Raw genomic sequence first — 1,231 nt, forward strand, 5'->3', positions numbered from 1 at the left:
TGAATCGCCCCTAGTTTCGTAGACACCTCCAAGCCTCATAATGAGGCCCATTAGGAGGTGCCATGAGCAACCAGCGTTACCCCGAAGAATTCAAGATCGAAGCGGTCAAGCAAGTGACCGAGCGTGGCCTTCCTGTAGCTGAGGTGGCAGCGCGGTTAGGTATGTCGGTGCACAGCCTGTATGCCTGGATCAAGCGCTACAGCAAGCCCCAGGAAAAGCGGCAGCAAGAGGACGATCAGCAGGCCGAACTGCGTCGTCTGCGTGCTGAACTCAAGCGAGTGACCGAAGAGCGAGACATCCTAAAAAAGGCCGCCGCGTACTTTGCCAAGGAGTCCGGCTGAAGTACGCCTTCATCAGCACGCTGTCGGTGGAGTACCCGGTTCGACGTCTCTGCCTGACCCTGAAAGTGCATCCCAGCGGTTACTACGCTTGGCTGGCCGAGCCGAAATCCGTGCGCGCCAAGGAAGATCAGCGCCTGCTCGGGTTGATCAAACATGCCTGGCTGGAAAGCGGTGGGGTCTACGGCTATCGCAAGATTCACGACGACCTGCGTGAGCTGGGGGAGTCCTGTGGCCGGCACCGCGTGGCTCGCCTGATGCGGGGAGAGGGGCTGCGCTCGCAGACCGGCTATCGTCGGCGCCCCGGCTATTACGGTGGCAAGCCGACGGTGGCCTCGCCCAATCGCCTGGAGCGGCAGTTCAACGTCGCTGAACCGAACAAAGTCTGGGTCACCGATATCACCTACATCCGCACCTATGAGGGCTGGTTGTACTTGGCGGTGGTGCTGGATCTGTTTTCACGCCAGGTGATCGGCTGGTCGATGAAGCCTCGGATGTGCAGCGACCTGGCCATAGATGCCTTGCTGATGGCGGTCTGGCGGCGCAAGCCCAGGCAGGAAGTGATGATCCACTCCGACCAGGGCAGCCAGTTCAGCAGCTCGGACTGGCAGAGCTTCCTCAAGGCCAACAACCTGATCAGCAGCATGAGCCGACGCGGCAACTGCCACGACAACGCGGTAGCGGAAAGCTTTTTCCAGTTGCTGAAGCGGGAACGCATCCGACGGAAGACCTACGGCACCCGCGAAGAAGCTCGCAGTGATGTGTTCGATTACATCGAGATGTTTTATAACCCCAAACGCCGGCACAGCAGCGCTATGCAGCTATCGCCAGTGGAGTTTGAAAAGCGCTATTTCCAAAGCTTGGAGAGTGTCTAGGAAAGCCGGGGCGATTCA

The 1,231-nt window shown here is 59.2% G+C and carries 1 protein-coding gene; it reads left to right on the plus strand.

The window, feature by feature from the left end; genetic code table 11:
• Window positions 1-62: 62 nt before the first annotated feature.
• A protein-coding gene (locus JQX08_RS22170) for an IS3 family transposase (protein WP_205350633.1) occupies window positions 63-1,213 on the plus strand; the annotation gives its coding sequence in 2 pieces (ribosomal slippage) (window positions 63-300 and window positions 300-1,213; 1,152 coding nt in all).
• Window positions 1,214-1,231 lie beyond the last annotated feature (18 nt).

Source organism: Zestomonas insulae (assembly GCF_016901015.1).
Taxonomy (GTDB): domain Bacteria; phylum Pseudomonadota; class Gammaproteobacteria; order Pseudomonadales; family Pseudomonadaceae; genus Aquipseudomonas; species Aquipseudomonas insulae.